The sequence below is a fragment of the Halomonas alimentaria genome, from assembly GCF_009902005.1.
GTDB lineage: Bacteria > Pseudomonadota > Gammaproteobacteria > Pseudomonadales > Halomonadaceae > Halomonas > Halomonas alimentaria.
In genome coordinates this window covers 1,806,060-1,826,126 of record NZ_WUTT01000001.1, presented here as the reverse complement: position 1 = coordinate 1,826,126, position 20,067 = coordinate 1,806,060, and the positions used below count along the sequence as shown (strand labels likewise).

General features: G+C 63.6%; 17 protein-coding genes. 9 read left to right on the top strand and 8 right to left on the bottom strand.

What is annotated here, in order from left to right; genetic code table 11:
* Window positions 1–77: 77 nt before the first annotated feature.
* The 3 genes from gmhB to glyQ form a co-directional block, all read right to left on the bottom strand.
* Window positions 78–662 carry a D-glycero-beta-D-manno-heptose 1,7-bisphosphate 7-phosphatase gene (gene gmhB, locus GRB96_RS08605; protein ID WP_161431762.1) on the bottom strand — a complete coding sequence of 195 codons (585 nt, stop codon included), beginning with the start codon at window positions 660–662 and terminating at the stop codon, window positions 78–80.
* Between the two features lie 274 nt (window positions 663–936).
* Window positions 937–3,003: a glycine--tRNA ligase subunit beta gene (glyS, locus tag GRB96_RS08600; RefSeq protein ID WP_161431761.1), complete on the bottom strand. Its 2,067-nt coding sequence runs from the start codon at window positions 3,001–3,003 to the stop codon at window positions 937–939.
* Between the two features lie 2 nt (window positions 3,004–3,005).
* Entirely contained in the window at window positions 3,006–3,980 is a 975-nt protein-coding gene (glyQ, locus tag GRB96_RS08595) for a glycine--tRNA ligase subunit alpha (protein WP_161431760.1), read from the bottom strand.
* Window positions 3,981–4,079: 99 nt separating this feature from the next.
* On the opposite strand from glyQ, the gene rfaD reads away from it, so the two are divergent.
* Window positions 4,080–5,036 (top strand): ADP-glyceromanno-heptose 6-epimerase, encoded by a 957-nt coding sequence (gene rfaD, locus GRB96_RS08590; protein ID WP_161431759.1) that lies wholly within the window; start codon window positions 4,080–4,082, stop codon window positions 5,034–5,036.
* Complete coding sequence (gene waaF, locus GRB96_RS08585; RefSeq protein ID WP_161431758.1) at window positions 5,029–6,084, top strand: lipopolysaccharide heptosyltransferase II; 1,056 nt, start codon at window positions 5,029–5,031, stop codon at window positions 6,082–6,084. The genes rfaD and waaF overlap by 8 nt, the downstream gene beginning before the upstream one ends.
* A 5-nt stretch (window positions 6,085–6,089) precedes the next feature.
* Here the strand turns inward: waaF and GRB96_RS08580 are convergent, their stop codons facing one another.
* The 3 genes from GRB96_RS08580 to GRB96_RS08570 all read right to left on the bottom strand — a co-directional run bounded on the left by GRB96_RS08580 (window position 6,090) and on the right by GRB96_RS08570 (window position 9,692).
* A complete protein-coding gene (locus tag GRB96_RS08580; RefSeq protein ID WP_161431757.1) occupies window positions 6,090–7,772 on the bottom strand; it encodes a sulfatase-like hydrolase/transferase in 1,683 nt (560 codons plus the stop codon).
* Between the two features lie 67 nt (window positions 7,773–7,839).
* Window positions 7,840–8,604 (bottom strand): glycosyltransferase family 2 protein, encoded by a 765-nt coding sequence (locus GRB96_RS08575; RefSeq protein WP_161431756.1) that lies wholly within the window; start codon window positions 8,602–8,604, stop codon window positions 7,840–7,842.
* A complete protein-coding gene (locus GRB96_RS08570; protein WP_161431755.1) occupies window positions 8,601–9,692 on the bottom strand; it encodes a glycosyltransferase family 9 protein in 1,092 nt (363 codons plus the stop codon). The genes GRB96_RS08575 and GRB96_RS08570 overlap by 4 nt, the downstream gene beginning before the upstream one ends.
* Before the next feature lie 39 nt (window positions 9,693–9,731).
* On the opposite strand from GRB96_RS08570, the gene GRB96_RS08565 reads away from it, so the two are divergent.
* The 4 genes from GRB96_RS08565 (at window position 9,732) to GRB96_RS08550 (ending at window position 14,667) form a co-directional block, all read left to right on the top strand.
* Window positions 9,732–10,853, top strand: a complete 1,122-nt coding sequence (locus tag GRB96_RS08565) for a glycosyltransferase family 4 protein (protein WP_276608738.1) — start codon at window positions 9,732–9,734, stop codon at window positions 10,851–10,853.
* A gap of 286 nt (window positions 10,854–11,139) precedes the next feature.
* Window positions 11,140–12,438 (top strand): O-antigen ligase family protein, encoded by a 1,299-nt coding sequence (locus GRB96_RS08560; protein WP_338074018.1) that lies wholly within the window; start codon window positions 11,140–11,142, stop codon window positions 12,436–12,438.
* Between the two features lie 41 nt (window positions 12,439–12,479).
* Complete coding sequence (locus GRB96_RS08555; protein ID WP_161431754.1) at window positions 12,480–13,490, top strand: glycosyltransferase; 1,011 nt, start codon at window positions 12,480–12,482, stop codon at window positions 13,488–13,490.
* Window positions 13,474–14,667 (top strand): glycosyltransferase, encoded by a 1,194-nt coding sequence (locus GRB96_RS08550; RefSeq protein ID WP_338074017.1) that lies wholly within the window; start codon window positions 13,474–13,476, stop codon window positions 14,665–14,667. Before GRB96_RS08555 ends, GRB96_RS08550 begins: the two co-directional genes overlap by 17 nt.
* Here GRB96_RS08550 and GRB96_RS08545 read toward each other — a convergent pair.
* Window positions 14,664–15,473 carry a glycosyltransferase gene (locus GRB96_RS08545; protein ID WP_161431753.1) on the bottom strand — a complete coding sequence of 270 codons (810 nt, stop codon included), beginning with the start codon at window positions 15,471–15,473 and terminating at the stop codon, window positions 14,664–14,666. The genes GRB96_RS08550 and GRB96_RS08545 overlap by 4 nt on opposite strands.
* A 71-nt stretch (window positions 15,474–15,544) precedes the next feature.
* A complete protein-coding gene (locus tag GRB96_RS08540) occupies window positions 15,545–16,255 on the bottom strand; it encodes a 3-deoxy-D-manno-octulosonic acid kinase (protein WP_161431752.1) in 711 nt (236 codons plus the stop codon).
* Here GRB96_RS08540 and GRB96_RS08535 point away from each other — a divergent pair.
* Genes GRB96_RS08535 through waaA form a run of 3 tightly spaced genes read left to right on the top strand, consistent with a single transcriptional unit; the run spans window position 16,254 to window position 20,052 of the window.
* Window positions 16,254–17,342: a glycosyltransferase family 9 protein gene (locus tag GRB96_RS08535; RefSeq protein ID WP_161431751.1), complete on the top strand. Its 1,089-nt coding sequence runs from the start codon at window positions 16,254–16,256 to the stop codon at window positions 17,340–17,342. The two genes, GRB96_RS08540 and GRB96_RS08535, sit on opposite strands and share 2 nt — an antisense overlap.
* Window positions 17,343–17,344: 2 nt before the next feature.
* On the top strand, window positions 17,345–18,775 hold the full coding sequence (gene hldE / locus GRB96_RS08530) for a bifunctional D-glycero-beta-D-manno-heptose-7-phosphate kinase/D-glycero-beta-D-manno-heptose 1-phosphate adenylyltransferase HldE (RefSeq protein WP_161431750.1): 1,431 nt from the start codon (window positions 17,345–17,347) through the stop codon (window positions 18,773–18,775).
* The gene (waaA, locus tag GRB96_RS08525; RefSeq protein ID WP_161431749.1) at window positions 18,775–20,052 is read left to right on the top strand and encodes a lipid IV(A) 3-deoxy-D-manno-octulosonic acid transferase; all 1,278 of its coding nucleotides are present in this window, start codon (window positions 18,775–18,777) and stop codon (window positions 20,050–20,052) included. Before hldE ends, waaA begins: the two co-directional genes overlap by 1 nt.
* The last annotated feature ends 15 nt before the right edge of the window (window positions 20,053–20,067 follow it).

The window sequence follows — 20,067 nt, the reverse complement described above, 5'->3', positions numbered from 1 at the left end:
TGGCCTATGGGTACCGCGACACGGAATACTTCTTCCTGAAGATCCGTGCCGCGTTTCCCGGCAAAATGCGATGAACCTTAATTTCCAGCTTTGAGCTTCTGCCTAGCCATTAACCAGTCGGCGAACTCGGTCAGGTCCTCGAAGACGCGGGTCTCGCTATCTGTCGTCACCAGTTCCGGATGCTTGGCGAGCGTCATTTCCCCCTTGCCACTGCGTACCAGCACCGGATGGCAGCCCATGGCATCCCCCGCCTGCAGGTCGCGAAGGCTATCACCCACCATCCAGCTGCCGGACAGGGTAGCCAGCCCCAGTGCATCACGCACCTCCTCCAGCAGCCCGGGAAGTGGCTTGCGGCAACTACAGCCGTCGTCAGGGCCGTGCGGGCACCAGGCGATATGGCTGATCTCGCCACCCGCCTCGTTGACCAGTCGGCATAGTTCGGCATGCATCTCTGCCAGAGTAGTCTCGGTATAGTAGCCACGAGAAATGCCGGACTGGTTGGTTGCTACTGCCACTGTCCAGCCGCCCTGGCTCAACCGGGCGATGGCGTCGATGGCTCCGGGGTAGGGGATCCACTCCGCCAGGGACTTCACATAGTCGTCAGAGTCCTGATTGATCACGCCGTCGCGGTCGAGGATCACCAGGCGGTCGGGGGAGGTCATGGGGTTCGGTTCCTTGTTGCAAATGATTGCCGGAACGCAGTGTTTCACGTGGAACATTGGCTGCCAAGGAGCTGAGGGAGGAATGCTGGCCTCTTCTGTCTGCTTAGAATCGGTTCGGCTTGGGGCTGGTGATGTTCCACGTGAAACATCGGCAGGCAATGGCTGTTTGTCTCAGGCCGTCGGCATGTTTCATGTGAAACGCCACCACCAGGCATGAAAAAGGCCGGCAGCATATGCTGCCGGCCTTGGCCTCGGTGATATTGCCCAGTGACTTCTACTGTTGAAGCTGGGCGATATCGGCCACCTCCAGGAACAACCCACGCAGGTCGGCCAGCAGGGCGAGGCGGTTGCTGCGCACGTCCTGGTCTTCGGTCATGACCATGACCTGGTCGAAGAAGGCGTCCACCGGCTCACGCAGGCCGGCCAGGGCGTCCAGCGCTTCCTGATAGCGAGCCTCACCGAGCAGCGGCGTAACACTGCTGCGCAGGCTGTTGACCGCGTCATGCAGTGACTTCTCGGCAGCATCCTGGAGCAGGGAGGCATCCACGGCGCTGCCCACCTCATCTGCCTGCTTGGCGAGGATGTTGGAGACACGCTTGTTGGCGGCGGCGAGGGCAGCCGCCTCCTCACGACCGGTGAAGGCCTGTACCGCGCGCAGGCGGCGGGAGAAGTCCAGCGGGCGCGTTACCGGGCGAGCGCGCACCGCCAGGTAGGCCTCGGTAGAGATCCCCTCGTCATGTCCCCAGGCGCGGAAGCGGTCGAGCATGTAGTCCAGCACCTCATCCACCAGCTTCTCGGCGTAGGGAAGCTCCTGGTGCTGAGTCGCGGCCAGGTCGAGCAATTCACGCAGGTCGAGGCCGAGCTCACCCTTGATCAGGATGTTGAGCACACCGATGGCGGCACGCCGCAACGCGAAGGGGTCCTTGGTGCCGGTGGGGCGGGCGCCGATACCGAAGATCCCGGTCAGGGTGTCGAGGCGGTCGGCGAGGGCCAGCGCCTGGCCGGTACGGCTCTGCGGAATGGCATCGCTGGCGAAGCGCGGCAGGTACTGCTCCTCCATGGCCTGGGCGACCTCGGCGGGCTCGCCATCCTGGGTGGCATAGTAGCGCCCCATGGTGCCCTGCAGCTCGGGAAACTCGAGCACCATCTCGGTGACCAGGTCGCACTTCGCCAGTTCGGCGGCGCGGCGTGCATGGCTGGCCTCACCGCCGATCTGGCCGGCGATGAAGGCAGCTACCGCGGCGCTGCGGTGTGCCTTGTCGGCGAGGGTGCCGAGCTGTTTCTGGAAGACCACACCGGCGAGCTCAGCGGTGCGCGAGGCCAGGCTGCGCTTGCGATCGGTGTCGTAGAAGAAGACGGCATCGGCCAGGCGCGGACGGATCACCTTCTCGTTGCCTTCGATGACCCGCGAAGGGTCGCTGCTGTCGATGTTGGAGATGGTGATGAACAGCGGCTTGAGGCGGCCCTGGTCGTCGAGCAGGTGGAAGTACTTCTGGTTCGCCTTCATCGAGGAGATCAGGCACTCGGCGGGCACCTCGAGGAAGCGTTCATCGAAGCTGCCGGTGAGTGCCACGGGCCACTCGACAAGACCGCTGACCTCGACCAGCAGAGCTTCGTCGATCACCGCGCTGGCTTCCTGGACCTCGGCCTCGGAGAGCACCTGCTCGCGGATGCGCTCGCGGCGCACCTGGCGGTCGGCCAGCACCCAGGCCTGCTCCAGGCTGGAGAGGTAGTCGTCGGCATGCGCCAGTTCGATGGCCTCGGGAGCATGGAAACGATGGCCGTAGGTGGTGCGACCGGCCGCGAGACCCAGCGCCTCGGCATCGATGACCTGGTTGCCGTAGAGCACGACCAGCCAGTGTACCGGGCGGGAAAATTCCACCCGCGAGGCGCCCCAGCGCATGTTCTTGGGAACCGGCAGGGAATCGATGGCCTTCTGCAGGATGGTCGGCAGCAGGGCGGCGATGCTCTCGCCCTTCTGCTGTTCACGGTAACCGAGCCAGGTGCCCTTGTCGGTTTCCAGGTGGATCAGCTGGTCCACGCCGACGCCGCAGGAGCGGGCGAAGCCCTCGGCGGCCTTGGTGGGCTGGCCGTCCTTGAAGGCGGCCGCCAGTGCCGGGCCACGCTTCTCCACCTCGCGATCGGGTTGCTTGTCGTTCAGCGCCTCGATGCGGACCGCCAGTCGGCGGGGGGTGGCGTAGGCATACACCTCGCCATGGGCGACATCGGCGTCACGCAGGCCGCGATGCAGGCCCTCGGCCAGGGCGTCGGAGAGGGTGTCGATGGCGTTCGGGGGAAGTTCCTCGACGCCCAGTTCAACCAGTAGGGTGTTGGCAGCCATGCTCAAGTGTCTCCCTGTTCAAGCAGTTCGCGGCGCAGCGCCTCGGGAGCCAGCGGGAAGCCGGCGGCCTTGCGCGACTCGAAATAGGCGTGGGCCACGTCACGCGCCATGGTGCGTACGCGCAGGATGTAGCGCTGGCGTTCGGTCACCGAGATGGCGTGACGGGCGTCGAGCAGGTTGAAGGTGTGGGAGGCCTTGAGTACCTGTTCATAGGCGGGCAGCGGCAGGTTGGCCTCGAGCAGGCGAGAGCAGTCGCGCTCCTGCTGGTCGAAGGCACCGAACAGGAAGTCGACGTCGGCGTGCTCGAAGTTGTAGGCGGACTGCTCACGCTCATTCTGCAGGTAGACGTCACCGTAGGTGACCCGGGAGCCATCCGGGGCAATGGTCCATACCAGGTCGTAGACGCTGTCCACGTCCTGCAGATACATGGCGATCCGCTCGAGGCCGTAGGTCAGTTCGCCGGTCACGGGGTAGCACTCGATGCCACCGGCCTGCTGGAAGTAGGTGAACTGGGTCACCTCCATGCCGTTGAGCCAGATTTCCCAGCCCAGCCCCCAGGCGCCCAGGGTAGGAGACTCCCAGTTGTCCTCGACGAAGCGGATGTCATGGACCAGCGGGTCGAGGCCCAGGCGCTTGAGGGAGCCGAGGTAGAGCTCCTGGAACTCGGCGGGGGAGGGTTTCATCACCACCTGGAACTGGTAGTAGTGCTGCAGGCGGTTGGGGTTCTCTCCGTAGCGGCCGTCGGTAGGGCGACGCGAGGGCTGCACGTAGGCGGCGTTCCAGGTCTCGGGGCCGATGGAGCGCAGGAAGGTCGACGGATGGAAGGTGCCGGCACCGACCTCCATGTCCAGCGGCTGCATCACCACGCAGCCCTGTTCGGCCCAGTACTGCTGGAGGGCCAGGATCAACCCCTGAAAGGTCGAGACGTCTGCCGCCGACCCGGGGGCCGAGGTCGACGTAGGTGTCGAGAGTGTCATTGGGAAAAGCACCGTTGGCCATGAATTCACAGGGCGTCAAGTATACAATCACCGGAAGATCGGTTATAGGCGCACGCCCCGAGACAGAGGATTCTCTCCATGATCGTAGTGACAGGCGGGGCCGGCTTCATCGGCTCGAATCTGGTCAAGGCACTCAATCAGCGCGGCCACCAGGACGTGATGGTGGTCGACGACCTGCGTGACGGAACCAAGTTCGTCAACCTGGCCGACTGCACCCTCGGCGACTATCTGGACAAGGACGACTTCCGCCGCCGGGTGGAGGCCGAGCTGCGCGGCGAGCACTCGCAGTTGCCGAAGATCGAGGCGATCTTCCATGAGGGGGCCTGCTCGGATACCACCGAGTGGGATGGCCGCTTCATGCTCGACAACAATTTCGAGTACTCCAAGGTGCTGCTGCACTTCTGCCAGCAGCGCGGCATTCCCTTCCTCTATGCCTCCTCGGCGGCCACCTACGGCGGCAGCGAGGTGTTCATGGAGGCACCGGAGCACGAGAAGCCGCTCAACGTCTACGGCTACTCCAAGTTGCTGTTCGACCAGTACGTGCGTGCCCACCATGATGCGTTCCGCAGCCAGGTAGTAGGCTTCCGCTACTTCAACGTCTACGGCCCCAGGGAGCAGCACAAGGGCAAGATGGCCAGCGTTGCCTATCACCACCATACCCAGATCAGCGCCGGCCAGGACGTCAAGCTGTTTGGTGCCTGGGATGGTTACGAGGCGGGCATGCAGAGCCGCGACTTCGTCTACGTGGGGGACGTCGTGGACGTGAACCTCTGGTTCCTCGACCACCCCGAAGAGTCCGGCATCTTCAACCTGGGCAGCGGGCGCGCCGAGCCCTTCAAGGCCATCGGAGAGGCGGTGATCGATTACTACGGCCGAGGGGCCATCGAATACATCGACTTTCCCGAAGAGCTGAAGGGGCGCTACCAGAGCTACACCCGGGCCGATATCTCGCGGCTGCGCGAGGCCGGTTATGATCGCGAATTCCGCACCGTGGCCGAGGGTGTGCGCGACTACCTGGAGTGGCTGAATGGTTGATTCGGCCGCGCAGGGCGGGGAAGGCGGTGAGCGCATCCTGGTGGTCGGTCCCTCCTGGGTCGGCGACATGGTGATGGCCCAGAGCCTGCTGATGACGCTGCGCGCTCGCCATCCCGGCTGCACCCTCGCGGTGGTGGCGCCGGGCTGGTCGCTGCCGATCCTTGAGCGCATGCCCGAGGTGGATGAGGCGATCGCCCTGGACGTCGCCCATGGCCAGTTTGGCTGGTCCGTCCGCCGTGAGGTGGCGCGTGGGCTGCGCGGTCGCTTCGACCGGGCTATCGTGCTGCCGCGCTCCTGGAAGTCGGCGCTGGTGCCCTTCCTGGCGGGCATTCCCTATCGCGTCGGCTTTCACGGTGAGCAGCGCTTTGGGCTGCTCAACCAGCGTTGCCGTCTCGACAAGCGCGTGCTCGACCAGACGGTGAAGCGTTTCGTCTCCCTAGGGCTGGCCGCCGATGAGGCGGCCACGGGCAGCTTCGCGATACCCCAGCCCCGGCTGGAGGTGGATGCGGCCAACCAGGCCGACCTGCGCGAGCGACTGGGCCTCTCCTCGGGCCCGACCATCGGCATGATGCCCGGAGCCGAGTACGGCCCCGCCAAGCAGTGGCCGCTGGAACACTTCCGTGTGCTGGCCGAGCGCCTGGTGGCCGACGGCTTCGAAGTGCGCGTACTGGGTGGGCCCAAGGACGTCGAGGCGGGAGATGCCATTGCCGAGGGCCTGGAGGGCGCCCATAACCTGTGCGGCAAGACACGGCTGGCCGATGCCGTGGACCTGCTGGCCGACTGCGAGCAGGTGGTCACCAACGACTCGGGCCTGATGCATGTGGCGGCAGCGGTGGGGACCCGGGTGCAGGCGATCTACGGCTCCTCCTCGCCGGCCTACACGCCGCCGCTGACCGACAACGCCGAGATCCACTACCTGGCCGTGGAGTGCTCGCCCTGCTTCGAGCGCGTCTGCCCGCTGGGCCATACCCGTTGCCTGACGGAAATCACCCCGCAGCGCCTGCTCCAGGCGATCCTCGCGGGGCGCGCGACCATCGCCAAGGCCTGAACCGGCTACTGCATGGCCGGGGCCGCTTCCTCGGCCCCATTCCCGGGTGCCTCCAGGACCTGACGGGGGGCAGCCTGCCCGTTCTCCTGTTCTCTGCCATCGGGTACCAGGCCCTCCCACAGGCGCTGTTGCAGGGCCGTCTCCTCGTGCATGCGGGCCGACAGGTCGGCCAGACCGTGCTGCTCCACCAGGGTCGGCTCCGCGGAGAGCAGGGAAGCCCCCAGCCCCGCCCGGTGGTCCTCGATGCTGAAGCCCATGGCCTCCAGGATGGTAGGAAAGAGGTCGATGCTGGCGGCCTCGCGTTGGGTGCGGGCACCGGCCTCGATACCTTCGCCCAGCAGCATGAAGGTGTTGTCACGCTCGCCTGCGATCAGTTGCTCCCAGGCCGACACACGCATCGTCAGGTGGTCGCTGGCGATCACGACCAGGGTATTCTCGAGCAGTCCTTCGTGCTCGAGTCGGTCGATCAGATCGAAGGCGAGCCAGGCCGAGCACTCTACCGAGTAGAGGATATCCTCGCCGTCGAACTCGCCCTGGCGCTTCAGGCAGGCCTGGGCCGGATAGCCGTTGGGCGCGTGACCGGTGATGCTCAGATTGATCACGCCCCAGGGGCCTGCGTCTTCGGCTTCCAGACGGCGAATCTCCTCGACGGTGAAGTCATAGAGGCTGTCATCAAAGAGTCCCCAATCGTTGACGTACTCCGGGTCCTCCAGGCGCGGCTCGAGCTCCGCCCGGCCCATGACCGTGTCGACCCCGTGGTCCTCGTAGAAGATGCCCTTGCCGGCAAACTCGGTACTGGCCCCGCCCAGGAAGCTGAGTCGGTAGCCCTGTTCATCCAGTACATCGCCCAGGCAGCGAATGCCGGGCACCACACGGCCCAGCGGCTCGAACTGGTTGTCGTGGAGCAGCCCCGCCGGCATCAGCGGGGTGCCGCACTGGCTGGCGATCATGCCGGCCATGGTCCAGCCGGTATTCTCCAGCTGGCGTACGCCCTCGAAGACATGCCCACGCCGGCCCAGGGCATCGAGGAAGGCATAGGCATCACCGAAGCGTTCGCGATCGGCATAGGTGCGCTCGATGCTCTCCAGGTAGAGCAGCAGCAGGTTGGGAGGTTCCGCCGGAGCCTGTTCGACCGTGGGGGCCACGTAGCGGCGGTCCAGCCAGGCCCCGTCATCGGTGACGATGGCCGCACTGCGCTGCCCCATGCTGTAGAACAGCGGGTTGCTGGCCACCAGCACCAGTGCCAGCAGGCGATCCGCGAGTCGCCAGCGATGGTCGCGGCGCGCCAGCCAGGTGAAGGCAGCCAGCAGGGCCAGCATCGTCAGGGTATAGAGCACCGCCGCCACCAGGCGGCCGCTACCGCCGTGCTCGGCGATTCCGGCCTGCAGGTGGAAGAAGATCGCCCCGATCTCCACGATGCCGAAGCTCTCGGCCAGATAGACGTAGACGCCCCACAGGCAGAGTGGCACCAGCGACCAGGGCCAGACCCTGACTGGTGGCCTGGGGTTCGGCGGCTCGCCCCAACGCAGTAGCCAGCCCAGGCCCAGCCAGGCACCGGCGATGGGCACCAGGCTCCATACCGGCAGCACCGCCACGGTGACGATGGCGTAGCCAAGGCAGAGCCCGATCACGAGCAGAGCCCACCAGCGGGGATGGTGGCAAGGGGATATCTGTCCTGTGCGAGTCATGTCTTTATCCGTTAATACCCCTCACAAATTACCAAGCGAGGGGGGCTGGAGCAGAGTGGTGCAGCAGTCATGGCGTATCAGAATGAGCGTCTTCCTCATGGAGCTCGTTTAGCTTGGCGTACTTCATGTAGGCATGAAAGGCTGTCGTCATGGCAACGGTAAAACCGTCAACCCCCTGAAAAATACCGCCTTTTAATATCAGCTTGCGAAAAGTGGCACTGATGGCATGAAGTGTCGGGCGCAGGGTGGAAGGAGTGACGCCGCGCTCCTTCATGGCCCAGGCATCCCGAGTCGAGAGCTGGTCGATGCGTTGGATCCAGTGCGAGAGGCTTTCGTAGGTGAAGTGGCGAATATGGGTACCAGTATCCTTCACCAGGGGAGCTTGAACCGAAGAGTGAGCCTTCTTGGGCAGGTAGCCTGAGGTTGTCCGGTTGTAGAGCCTGACGACTTTGTCGGGGTAGAAGCCGGCGGCCTTGACCCAATGGTTACCACAGAAATTTCGACGGTTGAAACTATAGGCCATGGACGGATTATCTAATGACAAGTTGCGTATATAAGCAATCGCATCCTCGTCAAGACGCTCGTCGGCATCCAGCGCCAGAATCCAGTCGTTCCTGGCATGGGGAACGCCAAAGGCCTTCTGGGGCCCATCACCGAGATAGGCTTGTTGCAGCACTGTGGCCCCTTTCAGCTCGGCAATCGCAACGGTGTCATCCTGGCTCAATGAATCCACGACGATTACCTCATCACATAGGGGCATCAGGGAGTCGATGCACTCGCCGATTCGTTCCTGTTCGTTGAGAGTGATCACTATGCCGGTAATGGGCGTCATGACGAAAACTCCTGGCGGGTAAGCGACTTCAGCAGGTTGGCTATACGTGTTGCTGCGTCATCAAGGTCGATGCTGTCCATGTCACGCTCGCCGCAGCCCTCGGGTGGACAGAAGGCCAGCCGGTGCTCGGCCCGGTTGCAGGTCTGCCAGCGCAGCGGAGTGGCCGAGCGGCGGGCTGGATAGAACCCTGCGGTGGCGATATCCAGGCAACCGGCGATATGCAACGGACCGGTAGAGCCAGCAATAAAGAGGTCAGCCGCGGCAAGCGTTATGGCGAAGTCGTCAAGCCCATCACGCGGCGGTAGATGGTAGACCTCTAGTCCTGCTTCTGTGAGGGGGCGGAGGATCGCTTCAGCCGTCGCTTCCTCACCGGGGCCGGCGGTCAGGATCCACAACGGCCGCAGGGGACCTTCCTGTCTCGCTTCGATCCTCTGGACCAGTTCAGCATAACGTGCTGGTGTGAGGTTGACGGCCGACCCTCCGCTGCCACCATGCAGGAAGCACCATGGACGATCGGCAGGGAGATCGAGCTCCTTCGCGAGGCGGTAACGTTGGGTCTTGCGTGTCTGCGCAGCAAGCGGCCAAAAAGGAGGCTGTGGTGTCGAGCCTCCTACCAGATCGAGCCGCTCCAGTAACGCTTCGGCGAGTTCCTGATTGTAGCGGTACTCGGGCTTATCCGAGCGTGACCTGCGCTGGGTGATTCGGCAGTTGTAAAATATCTGCGCCCATTTCGTAGCGGGGGCCATGCGTAGAGGGATACCGGCTCGCCAGCCCAGCCAGCCAATGCGCGGGGTGGAGTAGAGGGTGAGCAGCGCATCGAAATCTGCCGCCTTCGCCTTCCGTAGTAGCGCCTGGTGAGCTGCGCGGTCTGCATTCTCGCCCGGGTCGATCAATACCTCATCGATCCAGGGACAGAGTCGGGCCATAGGAGCCGTATAGGCTGGCACCATTACGCTGATTCGGGGCGTCGGGCTGGCCTGTTTCAGACTAGCCAGCGCCGGCCAGGCAAGCATAAAGTCACCGAGCTTGTCATTGCGAACCACCAGCAGATGCGGTGATGCGCCCGAGGCAGTAAAATTTGCGGTCATTCGGGCTCCCGAGCCCCACAACACCAAAGGAGTCGATCCTTGTCGCACAGAGTCCTGCAGATCTGTCTCTCCCGCGGCTGGGGCGGACTGGAAATGTATCCTTCTCGGATTATACCCGAGCTGGTTCGCCAGGGCTGGCAGGCATACGGGCTGGCGCTGTCGGGCTCGAGGGTTGCCAGCAGCCTGAGGGAGGTTGGCCTCGAGCCTCTGGTCGTGTCCTCTAAAGGACGTGCCTTGCTGGCCTTGCCGCGTCTGCTGCGCTATCTGAAGGAGCATGATATCGGCGTGCTCCACTGCCACAAGTCCAGTGACCTGCGCCTGGGTGCGCTGCTGGTGACGCTTAGACCCTCGCTGCGGCTCTTCTTCACAGACCATATGGGCGTTACTCGGCCCAAGAAGGACCCCTATCACCGCTGGGCCTACGGCAGGGTCAGCCGGCTCTTCTCGATCAGCGAGGCGACCCGGGCCCGCAACCTTGCGGCCTTTCCTCTTCCTCCGGAGCGCATCCGTCGTCTCTATCTGGGTATCGATCCGGCCCCCTATGCGCCTAGTCTCGACGGCGGGACGCGCCTTGCGCTGCGCCGGGAGCTGGGCGTGACCGATGGCGCTGTGGCCATCGGCCTGCCTGGCCGGCTGACACCGGGCAAGGGACAGCGCGTCTGGCTCGAGGCGTTGGCTCGGCTGGACGAGATGCACCCCGGTATCGCTTGGCAGGGAGTGCTGATTGGCGGCGTGATGGCCGCGGAGGGCAGTAATGAAGAGTACGTGGCCGAGCTTCGCCAGCGCGTGGTCGCGTTGGGTCTCGAACCGCGTATCACCTTCGCTGGCTTTCGACGCGACCTGCCGAGGCTGTTCGAGGCGCTGGATATCCTCTGTGTGCCCTCGCGGAACGAGGCCTTCGGGCTTACCGTGATCGAGGCCATGGCCGCCGGCAAGGCAGTCGTGGGCAGCAACAGCGGAGCTATCCCCGAGCTCCTTGATGGCTCGACCGGCCGGTTGGCCGCACCCGATGATCCTCAGTGCTGGGCGGAGGTGATGGCCGAGCTGGCCGCGGACGCCACGCTCCGCTCGCGACTGGGAGGGGCTGCACGCGAGAAAGTGTTGAAGGACTTTACTCTGTCAGGCCATGTCGCTCACCTAGTCGAAGAGTATTCGGTCTAGGCTGCCGTCGAGTTGTCCAGTAATGCAGAGCATTGCCCGAACGGAGCAACCAGGGGTTGTGTCTCGCGTAGTGAATCAGTCGTGTTTCTGGCTGTCAGATGGCGAGTGTCTGTGTTCGCGCTATCTTGGCAAGGTCCTGTAAGGGGTTGACGTGATAGCATTCTAAAAGCGCTTTCGGGCGCTTTTTTTCGTATCTGAGGGCCTGACTAACATGTGGCATCCCCTTGACCGATGGACGCACCCAGCGCCCTGGTATACCCCACAGGCACTCTGGTGGCTGGGGGTAGTGTGTACCCTGCTCTATGGTGGGCTCAGGATCTATCAGCCTGCCATTGGTGAAGCTGGTGGATCACTGGTGGCGCTCACCGGTCTTATGGCCGTTCTGGTATGGGGACGTGGCATTCGTGGGAGCGCGCCACTCTGGCTGCTGCTGGCCGCAGTGCTGGTGCAACTGCTCAGTTGGGTATTGATCGCCTGGCAGCACCCCGACTGGGCCGCTTCCAACCCCAAGCTCGATCGTATGGCCAAGTGGTTCCTGTTCATCGGGGTTGCCTGGTGGCTAGGGGGCAGCACGCGCCATACATTGCTGTTATGGGGCCTCGCCTTGTTCGGTTTATTGTTGATGGTAACGATTGGCGAGCAGGCCTGGCCAGAGTGGCAACGGGCGTTGACTAAGTCGTGGTACCGGCCCGCATTCGGAATTCAGAATGCCCAGCATGCGGCTCTATTCTTTGGTGCTGGCCTGCTAGGTCTGATTGTCTTCGCGGGTCGCTGCTGGCACATCGGTTCATATGCCTGGCTGCGTCGGTTGGTCTGGCTGGTGCTCTTCAGCGTGCTGCTGTGCGGTGTTGCGGTAACCCAGACTCGCGGTATCTGGCTCGGCCTTCTCCTGGCTGGTAGCGCCGTGGCAATGGCGGCGCTGCTGTGGCTATGGCATTACCGTCATCCTCGACATCTGATGCGGTGGATGGCGCTGGGACTAGTGGGCCTGGTCCTCGTGGGGGCCGTGGCAGGAGTAGCTTTTCACGATACGGTGGAGCGGCGTCTTGCCAAGGAGAACGAGGCCATAGCCAATATCCTCTCGGGCGACGTGGCGAGTGTGCCCTATTCCAGCGTGGGGGTTCGCTTCCACACCTGGCGGGCGGCAGGGCAATGGTTCGTGGAGCGCCCACTGGTAGGCTGGGGAGATGAGGCGCGCGGCCTGGTGATAAAGAATACCGATTGGCTGCCCGATCATGTTCGCCAGCAATTCGGGCATCTTCATAATACGACTCTCGAAATTCTGGTGGCCTATGGGGTGCTCGGCCTGGGTGTGATGCTGTTGCTTACCGCCTGGGTGGCCATGGGCACTTGGCGGGCCTGGCGAGCCGGGGTGATGCCGGGGGACATGGCCCTCTTTGGTCTCGGGTTCTTGATCTTTTTCGTGGTGGTCAACCAGTTTGAATCCTATCTCTCCTTCTGGTCGGGGACATATCTGTTCAACCTGGTACTGGGTGGACTGGTATCCCACATTTGGTATTGGCAGGTACGGGGGAATCGAGGTGATCATAGTGAGTCGATATGCCTGAACAAGAAGGTAGGCTAGGCAATACAGCCGTGTTGTGCTTCTCCCCAAATGATGGGGGTATGGAGCATGATGCAGCCTTCATGACTCAGAAAATTTCCGCTTATCTAGGGAGATGCCTGCTGGTCATCCGAAAGGGAGCTTGGCTGGAAGGCTATGCCAAGCGACATGGCATCCCCCATGCGGCAGTAGGATTTAGCGGCAGCTTTAGCATCAAGGCGATACGTGAAATGCGAAGATTATGGCGGAAGCACGATATCCGTAACGTCATTTTCCTTGGGGCTTCAGAGATCCACTCGATCCACTTCTCCATCGGCCCGCCAGTCAGGCGCTTTATCGTTAGGCACGGCACCACCAAGAGCTCGCCGAAGAAGGATTTCGTCCACCGGCTAACCTGGTCGCGGGTGACGGCCCACTGGTGTATCAGCGAGCATCTAAAGCGCAATGTCATGTCGCTTTTTCCGCTGGAGAACGCCGAGGTGTTCGTCGACTATGTGGGGCTGGAGGGCAAGCTAGACTACCTGCCCGAAGCGAGCCCTCTGACGGCAGAGGAGAGCGGCTTGCGTCTTGCTCATGTAGGACGCTTGGTGCCGGGCAAGGGGCAGCGGGATGCCATCAGGGCGGTGAAAAGAGCCCACGAGCATGGTGTTCCAGTTACCCTCACATTGTTCGGTGGTGGAGGGGATCAGGCATATCTCGAGGACCTGGTGAAAGAGCTTGGTCTCGAGGCTGTGGTCAGCTTTGCCGGTTATGTGGCTCATCCCTATCACTATTTTTCTGATTTCCATGGGTTTATCTATCCCAGTTATGGTGAAGGGTTTGGAAATGCTTTTGCCGAAGCATTGGCGACCGGCATGCACTGCTTCTGCTACTCCAACACGGTATTTCCGGAATTTCGCAAGCAGGGGCTGCGTTTCCATATGGTACCCAACAAGGACTATCGGGCCCTAGCCGACGAGGTTATCGGGGTATGGGAGCGCCGTGAACCGCAACCTCGTGACAATATCGAGCTCTGCAGAATACTGTTTTCTACGCAACATGAGATGGAGGTTTTGCGTGGCTACCTCGACTGACCAAAGTTCGACAGCTAAAACGGGCAACGTCTCATTGCGTACCCTGATAGTAGTGCGCTCGCTCAAGATGGGTGGGATGGAGAGGGTGGCGGTCAACTTGGCAGATGCCTTTGCTCAAGAGGGGCATGATAGCCATCTATTAAGTCTGTCTAGCGTCAAAGAACCTCTGAGGCCGGAGGAGCCAGGCGTCAGTTGCCATGAACTGCGGCTCAAGCATTGGGCACGGCTGACGGGCGTCGGATTCCTGCTTGAGTTGGTGGCGCGGCTGATTCTGAACCCTTTATTGAAGCGTGCGCTGTTTCTAGGTACTGGCATCATGGGTGGCGTGGTATTTCGATTGTGGCTCAAGCGATTCGAGGCACGTCATGGCCGAGTGGATCGTCTGATCTTCCGAGGGGTGGGCACCTTCGAGCTAGTGTGGAGCTTTCGTGATAGTCGCGCCTGCTATGTGCTGGAGAATATCCTCCAAGAAGGCGGGCCGCACTGGCGGCGTTGGCTGGTCGGTCGCTGCCTATACCACCAGCGACACCTGGTAGCGGTGTCCAACGGAGTAAAGGACAGCGTGATGCAGCAGCTATCAGCATGGGAAACAACGCCTGCCTCCCTTCGAGTGATAGTGAATCCCTGCCCATTTGCCAGCATTCATCGGCAAATGCTGGAAGATGAGCCGGATCTTCCTACTGAACCCTATATCGTGACCGTTGCACGGCTGGTGCCCGCCAAGGATCAGGCATTGTTGCTTCGAGCTTATGCGCGTTCCGGTATATCAGAGAAAGTGGTGCTTGTTGGGGATGGCAAGGAGAGGCCTCGGCTGGAGTCACTGGCAGACGAGCTGGGCATTCGGGAGCGCGTGGTCTTTGCCGGCCAGCGATCCAATCCCTACCCGTGGATGCAACATGCCAGGCTTTTCGTACTCAGTTCACACTTCGAGGGAATGGGAATCGTGCTGTTCGAGGCTCTAGCCTGTGGCACGCCAGTGCTTAGCGTGGATTGTCCAGGGGGAATCCGTGAGATCCTCAAGGGTGAGTTGGAAAGCTGCGTGGTACCTCATAGCGAAGAGGCGTTGGCGGAAGGAATGCGTGCTGCCGTTAAGGGGCCGAAGCCACCAGTCAAGAGTGAATGGCTCGATGACTTCCAGCCCGACAGAGTGGTCAGTCGGTTTCTGAAGCCCGCTTAGCGCTCTTTATTCTCAGGTCTGGGTTCAGGGGCGTCGCCTACCACCGCGATTCTATGTTGCTGCTTCGTCCATTTTCCTTCCGGTTTGTCGATGTACTGGAAGTGCTCGTTGGTAAAGCTACCCTGATGGATCGCATGGCGGTAAGAGACCGTTGGAATTACTGCCTTGTCGAGAACCTGATTGAAGACACCAGGGCCTGTGGTATTGAATACGCCGTCGACAATATCCCCAGTGATGTTGGCGGTGATCTGGTCGATCAGGGCCTGAAGCCGAGGATTCTCCGGCTTGCTGGCGATGAAGTAATTGCTGAGCTCGCCGCGGCGGGTGGTCACGTAGAGCTCCTCGCGTTCGTTGCCAATCACCCGAGAGAGCGGCCAGACCTGGTGGGCGTCGATGTCCAGATAGACGCCTCCAAACTTGTGCAGCACCAGCAGGCGCCACAGGTCAGCTTGGGCGGCACCAATCTGCAGCCGATCATAGTGTGGAAGGACATCAGGGTAGTGCTCGGCGATGAACTCCCGCCGAGCCTCGGTGATCATGAAGCGGTATTCGAAGCGCGGCGCCATAATCCGGTTGAACAGGTAGTTCAGGTACACCGGTAGTGTGACTCGGTTGGTGAAGTTGGTCTGCCAGATAATACGTGGTATGCGGCTCGGCTTGCTGTTTTCCAGCAACGGAGCGGCGCACTCCGGTAGTGTGAAGCGCTTGTCGGGCAGGACCCAGTGGTAGGGATAACTGAGTACCTTGGTAATGTTGGCCGTCAGCTTGATTAAACGGCTGGTGGCGACGATCAAAATTTTTTTCACGATAACCTCAGGTTTCAGCCGGGTAGATACCCTGAACTTATGATTTTTCGATTCTTGGTGTGAACAAATTCTTAGCCGAGCGCGTAGCCCTTTCGAATCGCTGTCATGGTGTCAGGAGCGCCAAATTTTACCAGTGAGCGCTCTAGTCGCTCGAGGTTGCGTCCTTTCCAGGCGCCATCGTGGCGCAGCCGGCAGCGGTCGAGGTCGATCAGCCATACCTTGCCTCCTTCGCCCACCAGCAGGTTGCGGGCGTTGAGGTCGACATGGTCGAGGCCGACGTCATGGAAGCGGCGGATGGTAGCACCGACGCGTTGCAGCAGGTCGTCATCGGCTTCGCCGTTCTCCAGCAGGCTGGCCAGGGCGCGGGCACCGGGAATGCGCACGGTGATCAGGGCGGCTGAGTAGGTCAGGCCATGATGGGTGACGTCGGCGGCCACCGGGCGGGGCACCGGCAGGCCGCGGGCATGCAGGTCGGCGGTGAGGCGCAGTTCGCGGAAGGCGCGGGTGCGCTCCAGGCCGGTCCATAGATAGCGGGCTTCACTGAGCCGCGCCACCAGCCCGCCGCGGCGGTAAGGGCGCAGTACCCACTCCTCGCCGTTACCGGCATTCAGGAACAGGCTGGCGCCGCGTCCCGGGGCCTGGCCGGTGATCCTTCCCTGCGCCTGCCACCAGTCGGGGTCGAAGGTTGACGGGCCGATTTGTGGCGCCTTGCCGGCGTCACATAAACTGTCCGCATCATATAGAATATGGGACTTTCCCGCTCTCAATGTTGCCAAGCGCATGAAGCATCCTCTGCCCGCCCAACCGCGCCACATCGGCGTGCTGCGACTCTCCGCCCTGGGCGATGTCTGTAACCTGGTGCCGACGATTCGCGCCCTGCAGCGCCAGTGGCCCGAGGCACGCATCACCTGGATCGTCGGCAAGGCCGAGCACAGTCTACTGGCGGGCCTCTCCGGGGTCGAGTTCGTGGTCTATGACAAGTCCACTGGCCTCGCGGGCATGCGCGCCCTGTGGCGCGAGCTGGCCGATACCCGCTTCGATGTACTGCTGCACATGCAGCAGGCGCTGCGCGCCAGTGCGCTCTCCCTGGGGCTCAAGGCCGATGTCCGGGTGGGCTATGACAAGGCGCGCGCCAAGGATGCCCAGCACTGGTTTACCCATCGCCGGTTGGCGCCCCACCCGAACGCCCATGTGCTGGAGTCCTTTCTGGACTTCGCCCGGCTGATGGGGGTCGAGGATTTGAGCCTCGAGTGGAACCTGGCGATCCCTTCCGCCGCCCGTGACGAGGCGCGTGCCCTCACCGGTGATTCCCGCTACCTGCTGATGAGCCCGTGTGCCAATCCGCGGCTGCGCAACTTCCGCAACTGGTCCGCCGAAGGCTATGCCGCCGTGGTCCAGCACGCCTGGGAGCAGCATGGCCTGTGCACGGTGCTGACAGGGGGGGGCAGCACCCAGGAACGGGAGATGGGTGAGCGCATCCAGGCCCTGTGTCCTCCCGAGGCGGTGATCGACGCCATCGGTGGCACCTCGCTCAAGGGGCTGCTGGCGCTGATCGATGCGGCCCAGGCGGTGATCGCGCCGGACTCGGGCCCCGTGCATATGGCCAACGCCCTGAACACGCCCACCGTGGGGCTCTTCGCCACCACCAACCCCGACCGTGCCGCGCCCTATCGCTGGCGCGACTTCGTGGTCAATCGCTATCCCGAAGCGGTGCGCAGCTACCTGCACAAGGAGCCCGAGGAGATACCCTGGGGCCAGCGTGTCCGCCATCCGGATGCCATGTCACTGATCCGCGCCGACGACGTGATCGAGCGCCTCGAGGCGGCACTGCAGCACGCCATCGACCATCCTCCAGCCAAGGACGCCTGACGATGAGACTCGACCTGACCGCCCTGGAGCACTCCCACCTGCTGGTGGTGGGCGATGTCATGCTTGACCGCTACTGGCACGGCGGCACCTCGCGCATCTCCCCCGAGGCGCCGGTGCCAGTGGTGCGCGTCGAGGAGAGCGAGGATCGCCCCGGTGGTGCCGCCAACGTGGCGCTGAACATCTCCTCGCTGGGTGCCCATGCGGCGCTGTCGGGGCTGGTCGGCGACGACGATAACGCCGACCGCCTGGTAAGCCGCCTGGAGGATGCCGGAGTGAGTACTCACTTCCAGCGCAGCCCCGGCGTGCCAACCATCACCAAGCTGCGGGTGATGAGCCGCAACCAGCAGCTGATTCGTCTCGACTTCGAGGAGGGGCTCGGCGAGGCGGACACCTCCGGGCTGCTGGCGCGGGTAGAAGCCGCGCTGCCGGAGTGCGACCTGGTGATCCTCTCCGACTACGGCAAGGGCACGCTGAACCGCGTCGAGGAGCTGATCCGCCTGGTGCGTGCCAGCGGCAAGCGGGTGCTGGTGGACCCCAAGGGTAGCGACTTCTCGCGTTATCGCGGCGCCAGCGTGATCACCCCCAATCTGACGGAGTTCGAGGCGGTGATGGGACACTGCCGCGACGACGCCGAGCTGGCCGAGCGTGGTGAGGCCCTGCGCGCCGAGCTCGAGCTGGAGGCGTTGCTGATCACCCGCAGCGAGAAGGGCATGACCCTGATCCGCGAGGGGCACGAGCCGTTGCATCTGCCGACCCGTGCCCGTGAGGTCTACGACGTCACCGGCGCCGGCGATACCGTGATCGGCGTGCTGGGCCTGGCCCTGGCTGCCGGCCACGGCTTCCCCGAGGCGATGACCCTGGCCAACCTGGCCGCCGGCCTGGTGGTGGCCAAGCCGGGCACCGCGACCCTCTCCATCGCCGAGCTCTACACCGCCCTGCACGGCGACAAGCTGGCAGAGTTCGGGGTGATCGAGGAGCCGGCGCTGATCGAGGCGGTACGCGCCGCCCAGGCCCGCGGCGAGCGGGTAGTGATGACCAACGGCTGCTTCGATATCCTCCACGCCGGCCACGTCGCCTACCTGGAACAGGCGCGCCGGCTCGGCGACCGGCTGATCGTGGCGGTCAACGACGACGCCTCCATCGCCCGGCTAAAGGGCCCCAAGCGGCCCATCAACCCCCTGGCGCGGCGCATGCAGGTACTCGCCGGGCTCGGTGCCGTGGACTGGGTGGTACCCTTCGCCGAGGACACCCCGCAGCGACTGATCGAGGCGGTGCTGCCCGACGTGCTGGTCAAGGGGGGTGACTACCAACCGGAGCAGATCGCCGGCGGTCAGGCAGTGCGCGACGCCGGTGGTGAGGTTCGGGTGCTGGGCTTCGAGGATGGCGTCTCCACCACGGCGATGATCTCCACCATCCTCGACCGCGAGAGCTGATGGGCTGGCCCCGGCTCGCCTACTCCACGGCGCTGCACCTGCTCGCTCGCCTGCTCTGGCGGCGCCTGCGCCGTGAGCATGGACTCACCGACCCCAGGCCATTGCGCCTGGGGAGGATTCCCGAGACCCCTCCCGACACACACATGCTATGGCTGCACTGCGCCTCGGTGGGCGAAGTGCAGGCGGCCCGCCCGCTGATCGAGGCGCTGCTCGAGCGCTATCCCGGCCACTCGCTGACCGTGACTACCATGACCGCCACCGGCGCCGAACGCGTGCGTGCGCTGGCAGACGGGCGCCAGGATGGCCGGCTGGTCCATCACTTCGTGCCCCTGGACTTCCCCCACGCTGCGGCACGCTTCGTCGAGCGCCTGCGCCCGGAGATCGCGCTGTTCTTCGAGACCGAGCTGTGGCCCAACCTGCTCCATGCCTGCCGCACCCGCGGCGTACCGGTGGCGGTGCTCAACGGGCGCCTCTCCCCGCGAGCCCTGCGCGGCTACCGCCGGTTGCGCCCGCTGCTGCGCGAGGCCCTGGGCTGCGTCGACTGGCTGGCGGCCAAGTCCGATGAGGATGCCGCGCGCTTCGCCGAGCTCGGCATGGCGGCTGAGCGCACCAGCGTGGTGGGCTCGCTGAAGTTTGACATCGCACCGGAAGATGGCGTGCAGAAGGTAAGTGAGCGCTTGCGCACACTACTGGGGCGCCGCCAGGTATGGGTGGCGGGCTCCACCCACGAGGGCGAGGAAGCGCTGCTGCTGGCCGCCCATGGGCTGCTGCGCGAGAGCTATCCCGAGGCGCTGCTGGTGCTGGTGCCGCGCCATCCCCAGCGCTTCGAGGCGGTGGCGAGCCTGTGCGAACAGGCCGGCCAGGCACCGGCCAGGCGCTCCCGGGGAGAGAGGCCCGAGGATGGCACTGCGGTCTACCTGGCAGACACCATGGGCGAGCTGCTGGCGCTCTATGGCGCCGCCGACCTGGCCTTCGTCGGTGGCAGCCTGGTGCCGGTGGGCGGCCACAACCTGCTGGAGCCCGCCGCCCTGGGCATACCGGTGCTCACCGGGCCGGAGTTGGCCAACTTCGCCGATGTGGCCGAGGCTCTGCGCGGCGCCGATGCCCTGGTGGAAGTGGCCGACGAGAAGCGCCTCGCCGAGGCGCTGGTCGCGCTGTTTGCCGACACGGTCGAGCGGCGTCGTCTCGGTGAGGCGGGGCGCGGCGTGGTGATGGCCAACCGCGGCGCGCTTGAACGTACCCTGAAGGGCCTGGACAGGCTGCTACCGACGAAGTAAGTGCTTACTTCGATT